This is a genomic window from uncultured Clostridium sp. (assembly GCF_937920395.1).
Classification (GTDB): domain Bacteria; phylum Bacillota; class Clostridia; order Clostridiales; family Clostridiaceae; genus Clostridium_AD.
In genome coordinates this window covers 1-6,616 of the sequence record NZ_CALEVF010000337.1, presented here as the reverse complement: position 1 = coordinate 6,616, position 6,616 = coordinate 1, and the positions used below count along the sequence as shown (strand labels likewise).

At 27.3% G+C, this 6,616-nt stretch carries 6 protein-coding genes; all 6 read right to left on the bottom strand.

Annotated features, from left to right (window positions below; all coding sequences use genetic code 11):
- Positions 1-783 precede the first annotated feature (783 nt).
- Positions 784-2,901, bottom strand: a complete 2,118-nt coding sequence (locus tag Q0649_RS20410; RefSeq protein ID WP_298846191.1) for a DNA topoisomerase — start codon at positions 2,899-2,901, stop codon at positions 784-786.
- A gap of 19 nt (positions 2,902-2,920) precedes the next feature.
- Positions 2,921-4,147: an ImmA/IrrE family metallo-endopeptidase gene (locus Q0649_RS20405; RefSeq protein ID WP_298846188.1), complete on the bottom strand. Its 1,227-nt coding sequence runs from the start codon at positions 4,145-4,147 to the stop codon at positions 2,921-2,923.
- Positions 4,148-4,150: 3 nt separating this feature from the next.
- The gene (locus Q0649_RS20400; RefSeq protein ID WP_298846186.1) at positions 4,151-4,384 is read right to left on the bottom strand and encodes a hypothetical protein; all 234 of its coding nucleotides are present in this window, start codon (positions 4,382-4,384) and stop codon (positions 4,151-4,153) included.
- A 113-nt stretch (positions 4,385-4,497) separates the two neighbouring features.
- Positions 4,498-5,001 carry a hypothetical protein gene (locus tag Q0649_RS20395; protein ID WP_298846183.1) on the bottom strand — a complete coding sequence of 168 codons (504 nt, stop codon included), beginning with the start codon at positions 4,999-5,001 and terminating at the stop codon, positions 4,498-4,500.
- Between the two features lie 2 nt (positions 5,002-5,003).
- Positions 5,004-5,837: a conjugal transfer protein TrbL family protein gene (locus Q0649_RS20390; RefSeq protein ID WP_298846180.1), complete on the bottom strand. Its 834-nt coding sequence runs from the start codon at positions 5,835-5,837 to the stop codon at positions 5,004-5,006.
- A 9-nt stretch (positions 5,838-5,846) separates the two neighbouring features.
- On the bottom strand, positions 5,847-6,616 hold a 770-nt coding region (locus Q0649_RS20385; RefSeq protein ID WP_298846177.1), incomplete at its 5' end, for a type IV secretory system conjugative DNA transfer family protein.

Here is a 6,616-nt window from a genome sequence, read left to right as displayed (position 1 = left end):
CTTTTACATATCTTGTAGATAATGGAACCATAACTGAGCCTCAAGCTAACAAAATTATAATAAAACAAATATATTTACAACATGCTAAAATTTTAAAAAGTGTACAGAAAATTTCTATATGATTTATACAATTTAATTAATTACTATTTTAAAGTTGAATAAGAAATACAGAAATACAAATGTCGTGAAAAAATAATTTCACTACGTTGTGTTACCTTATATAACTAGCCTATACCCTCATTCATGTTCTTTTAATATGCAATAAGTCTCTATTTTAATGCATAAATGGTGTCTAATTGAGAATATACAGTGTTTTATGCATGATTTTTGCTTTACAATAATTGATATTTAGTTAAAATTATAGTAATATGATATTACTTTAATTTTAAAATACAAAGGTAATTAGGTTAGTCCTCTTTCCTGATTACCTTTGTATTTTTTTATTTATCGCATCAGCATATATGAATTATTTGTACTTTAATTAATTCACTATCTTTTATCTGCCCGATTATGAACTTCATACTCTTTCTCAACTACTAATAATTCCTCTTTTCCTACGAAATTTATTATCTTGTATGGTTGATATAATTATTAATAATTTTTGTTTGCTTTTATCATAAAACGCCTCGTATTATTATTGTAATACTTTAGTAATTCTATATAAAAAGATTGATTCCTTAAAAAAAACAAAAAAATAAGCCGCAGTAAATGCATTGATTCTCTTAAAAGAAATCAATGTGTTTACTACGGAATGCCTTGTAAAGCCTACATTTAACTATATTATTAATTAAAACTCATATTGAAATTAACATATTTTTTACCTTTAAATTCTTTTTCTATAATATTAATGTTTGCATCATATTTTCCTGAACCATCTTTTTTCTTTAATCCTTTTACTTTTACACTTTTGCCACTTAAAAATCCCTTTACCATTGTTTTAGTTAATGTTTTTTCTTTATCTACAAAGAACTTATCTGTTTTCCAAATTACAAAATCACATCTTGGATTATCAACAAAACCTTCACAATAAAAATTCTTTTTACTTTCAAATATATTTTTTCCACACCGAGGACATTTGCCTATAATTTCTTTCTTTTGCATAACTCTTTCTATTTTTATATGTTCGCCATTTTTTATTATTTCTTTTAATTCTTTTAATACTTCATCTACACAACTTTTAATATCCATTTCATTTCTATATACTTTTTTAAGATTCTTTGAAAATTCAACTGTTTTTTCTTTATAAAGATTTATATTTAATTTATCTAATGTTTTAATTAATCTTATTCCAGTTGGTTCAACAGATAAACTGGTTTTTTTCTCTGTAATATACTCATACTTTTTGCATTTTTCTATTATTCCAGTTCTTGTTGCTTCTGTTCCAATCTCTACACCCTCAAACATTTCTTTATAATCAGTTTCCATTTCTTCATCATCTTTTAACTCTGCTTTGAATGGGTTTTTTAAATAGTTACTTAACATTATTGTATCCATTTTTTTAGGTACTATTGTTTTCTTCTCAATAGCTTCAAATTTTATATTTATTTCATCATTTATATTTACTTTAGGTAATGTGTTTTCTTTACAGGCTATAGGTTCATATTTTAAGAATCCTTCTTGTTTTATTACCTCACCTTTTAATTCAAATGTTAAATCTCCAACTTTTATAGTCATTATGGTACGGTCAATTAAAGTTTCTTCTATTAAAAAATTTGATATAAATCTATTTTTAATAGTTGTATATACTTCAATTTCTTTTCCCATTAGTTCATTAACACCAGAAGTTTTAACTGTTGGTGTTAAGGCTGAATGACTTTCAATTTTACTATTATCAAAAATACTTTTTTTATGTTTGAATTCCAAAAAACTACTATCTGCATCCAATACTTTTATTAATGATTTTACTTTGTCTTTTTCTCCTTCTGCCAAATACTCTGAATTTGTTCGAGGGTATGTAACGAATCCTTTCTCATATAGTTTTTGTATTACATCTAAACTTTCTTTTAACGTGTATTTATATTTTTTACTAAGGAAATTTTGTAATGTACTTAATGAAAATAATTTACTTGGTTGTTTCTTTACTTCGTTGGTTTCTAAATTAACAACTATAGCTTTATTATTATTTAATTTTGCTGCTAATTCTTTAGCTTCATTCATTTCTTTAAAGATTGAATCCTTAACTACTAATCTTATTTTTTCACCGTTAGTTTCTTCATTACTTTCAACTTGATAATACTTTTCAGCTTTAAAATTCTTTATTGCCATATCTCTATCGTACACAGCCTTTACAATAGGGATAATTACACGCCCTACGGGCAACTTTATGTTTGCCTTTAAACTTATATCTCTAGTTAAGTTTATGCCTAATAACCAATCCATATAAGTTCTAGCATACCCTTCATTTGCGAGGTTATCATATTCACTATCTGATTTTAAGTTTTCCATACCATTTAGTATTGATTGTTCTGTTTGCTCTGGTAGCCATAATCTAGATATTTCTTTTGTTATATTGTTTTTCTCAAAAATATTGCTTAGAATTAATCTTATAATTATTTCCCCCTCGCGGTCAGCATCACCACAACTTATAATTTCATTTACATCATCTCTTTTTACAAGACTTGTAAGAATATTGTATTGTTGTTTTACTCCACTGTTTGATGAAAGTTTAAATTCAAATTTTTCAGGAGTAAAAGGTAAGATATCTAAACTCCACTTTTTTCCCTCTATTCCGATATAGTCTTGAATATCTTTTAATCCAAATAAGTGACCATATGCAAAACTTACAATATAACTTTTACTTTCAAAATATCCGTTTTGTTTATCAAATTTTTCTTTAGTGCTTAATGCTTTTATTATATTCATAGCCAAACTTGGTTTTTCTGCAATTATAACTTTTTTCATGTTTTCCTTCCCCCTACTCTTATAATTTTAATTCTTGAACTAGCATTGTTACCTTTTCTTGTATTTCCGTTTTACCTTTGGTTAATGTATTAGTATTGTTTTTTTCAAATTCCTTAAATTCTTTAAATTGTGTTTTAACTAATCCCAAAGTTGCGATTGCTCCCAACTTTTTAATTGTATTATCAACTTTCTGTCCTAGAAAACATTTTTCAGGCTCATTATTAAATTGATAGATATGGAACTTTTCTTTTGTGTTATCAATTTTACTAACTTCTGTTGTTTTATATATTTCTTCTTTAACAGGTTCTTGTATTTCTTTTTTATTTATTAATACCTCTTCCAAAGTTTCTATGTACTCAATTGATGTTTCTCTTACTTCCCTTAGTAACTCTTTTTTATCTTTTAATGTTCTACCCTCAGTCCAATCGTGTATATATTTTAACGAATATTCGCTTGTATCAATTCCAAAATGAGAACAAACAGTATAAGCGATTAATTCTGCTTGAAATTCTTTTTCATGTGTTTGATATTTATTGAGTTTTTCCATAGTATGCAATTTTGCATGAGTTAATTCATGTAGCAATGTTTTAACATTTTGTAATTCGGTATTTCTTGGGTTTAACGCGATTTCTTTTAAAGTTGTATAACTTACGCCTTTTGCAACTCCCATTTCTTGATTAGGTTCTACTATTTTTACACCTATATTCTTTGCTATTTTCTCCATTCCTTTATATAAATCACTATAATTTTTAATAGAACCTTCAAGCCACTTATTAGGAAATATATTGGGTAAATCTTGTGCCTTTGCATTAGTTTGGGAAACATCAAAAATGTAACCTTGTCCAAAATGTATTCTACCTTTTTTAACTTCAAACTCTTTATTTTTTATCTTTAGATTTTCCTCTTTAGTTGCTTTATCGACTGACTTTATTTCCCCTTTTTCATTTCTAAAATTATCTGTACCTATTTGCGGTACTAATATCTTTATTCCCTTTTCTCCTTTGTTGATTTTAAAACCCTTTTGTTTCCAAAATGCATATGAGCCAACACCAACTGCTCCGCTAAATTGATTATCAATTAATATACTATTATTTAAACTGTAATTATAAAATTTAGACATGAATGATAGATATTCTTTAATGTTTTCAGGACTTTCAAAATATTGACTAATCTTTTTTTCGGTATTTTCTATTAATGCTTTTACTTCTGTTTCTTTTTCTTCTCTAGTTTTTTTTACATATGCCATAATTTAAAAATCACCTTCCTCAATGGTTTCAATTATTGTGTTAGTTTTGTTGTTAAATTTAACAAGAACGATTCCCTCGCTTTCATTTTCCTCATTCTCAAATATATCTTTTAATTCTTTAATATAAAAATCAGTACCTTTTACTATCCTCGGCTGTTCCTCATTTATTACACTTACTTTTACAGTTTCTTTATCAATAATTTGTGTGACAATTCCTTTTCTTTCTTCAATATTCATTTAATCAACCCTCCATTTTATTTTTACTGATAATTATATGTAAACATGCTACCGCATGACATATAGGGTAAAAACATACCCTATATGTCATTTGGTGTTATTTAAAATTCCTTTTAATGTTGATGCATTTTATTTAATTTCCAATTTCCGTTATCTTTTTTCATTTCAATTAACACATCCGTAGTAGGAGCAACTCCAACCTCATTACTTTCTAATTCATAAGTTACTGTTTCATTTGCTTTGTCTACTGTTGGACTATCTATCTTATAGTTATTATAAAACTGTACTTTTCCTAAACTGTCACTTAAATAAAATACTTGAGGTGTAATCCCATAGCTATTAGGTGCAAGTGTATTTTTAGTATCATTTATAAAATCATTTGTAAAATATATTTTGCCAATATTATTGGTGTAATTTCTTATCTTGCCCATTTCAGTATCATTAGCTATAAATGTTTTATTAACAGATACTTTCAAAAACTTATCTAAAACTATTCGGCTTTCTTTTTTTGCATTATCCTCATTAAAACCTCCACACCCTACAAGAGACAAAAAAATTGTACTTGTTATTGCTAGTAAGATTAGTGTATTGAATCTTTTCTTAATTGATTTTTTCATGTTTAAATACCACCTTTTAACATTAGTTTCCTAGTCGCAAGTTTTCCGGCTGACATAGCCGTCTTTCCACTTCCTGTTGTATACCACATAGATCTTAGTACACTTGGACCTTTTATTAATAAGCAACAAAATCCGATTAATAGCATCAAGTTATACCATTCAAATTTACTTGCTAAAATTGTTGTAACTCCAGCCATTAAAAGAGTTTGTACCAATATTGTTGTTATTTGGCTTAATACCTCTCTCCACCAAACACTCATATAATTGTTATCATCTGCACACATGCTTATTGCAGCCCAAACAGATAACATTTGTAATAGAATTAGATCTGCATGATATATACACATTTTAAAGAAAAAGCACACTACCGCTATCGTTATAAATAAAGTCATTAATATAAGTACAAAACTATTTGCTTGTGAAAATAAACCTCCCATACTTAATATATACTTACTTGTTGAAACCGCTAAATCCCTAGCAACTTCTTTAAATATATATGTTCCTAAAGGATAAACTACTTTCCCTATTATTAATAATAATAATGTTGGAGCAGCAACTATCATAAAAGAAGCTTTAACAGTTCTAGTGATTATTTCCCATATGGTTGCTTGTGTTTGGTCATTACTTACATCTACCATATACTGAACTATTTTAAATGCTATAATACATGCCATTACTGTTACACCTATTCCGAGAAAAACTAGATATACTTTTTTAAAAAAATCTGGCATTTCCTTTGGATCAAAAAGTATTTTTGAAATAAAATTTCCAGCGGTCTGTAATACTTGGTTTATAGAACTTAAAAAATATTTGTTTATCGAAGCTCCTATATCCATAATTTCCTCCTATTCTTCATTTGAATTATTTATTTGTGAAAAGAAACCTTTAGTATCATCATCACTATTAATTTCAATTTTTTCTTCTGTTTCAAATGCTAAATCAGGTTCTTCTGTTTCTACCGTTTCAAATATTTCGTCAGGTGCTTCTGTTTCTTTTGTTTCAGATGATTCTTGGTTTTCCTCAATTTCTACTGCTAAGTTGGGTTTTAATCCTTTAATCTCTTTTGTGCTTTCATCTATTTTTTTTACTTCTTTAAATTCTTCTTGTTTTTTTTCTGATACTACAGTTTTATAATCTTTTTGACTTACTCTGTAGTCTTTAGTTATGTTAGGAAATAGTTCAAACTGTTTTGTTTTCTTTAATCTTATTGGATATTTGCCAGTTATAATACAAATAGAATCGTCAGGATTCATTGTGAGTATTTCATCTGCATTTATAAGATTTCTAGCGGTATAGGAATAACTTTTAGAAGCTGAACTTGAACCTCTTTCTCCACTTGATAGTGAATTTGAGCCAGTATCTACCTTTACAGTGGATTTTCCCGCTAGTCTTGAAAAATACTCTGCGGTTGTATCATTCACATTTCCTAAACATAATTTAACACCGCAATTTCCTAATATTGATTCTGCCTGTTCTTTACCATATTTATCTTGTAACTGTGTTATGTTTTGCAAAACAGTACAACAAGCGATTCCGTACCCTCTACAAGTTGCTAAAAACTTTTCATAATCATCAAAACGTCCTAAATTTGGAAATTCATCTAGGTAAAATATAA